The sequence below is a fragment of the Paraburkholderia sp. BR10954 genome (genome assembly GCF_040965775.1).
GTDB lineage: Bacteria > Pseudomonadota > Gammaproteobacteria > Burkholderiales > Burkholderiaceae > Paraburkholderia > Paraburkholderia youngii.
Window position 1 is genome coordinate 1 of record NZ_JBFRCK010000376.1, and the last position, 205, is coordinate 205.

Here is a 205-nt window from a genome sequence, read left to right on the forward strand (position 1 = left end):
GCCAAGGTCAGCCGAAACAACGGTTGAGGTCAACCGGTTTGCCCTCCCGCATCATGTAATAAGCGGCACGCGCGAGCTTGTGCGCGAGCGCCTTCATGGCCACGACGGGCAGGCGCTTTGACTTTTTGCGATCATAGAAACGTCTGGCCTGTGGACAGCAGCGCAGCGCTCCAGCGGCGGCTTCGACGAATGCCCAGGCAAGGTA

Annotated in this window: 1 pseudogene; it reads right to left on the minus strand. The window is 61.0% G+C overall.

What is annotated here, in order from left to right:
• Positions 1–7 precede the first annotated feature (7 nt).
• Positions 8–205, minus strand: a pseudogene (locus AB4Y34_RS42625) (IS110 family transposase); the annotation flags it as partial.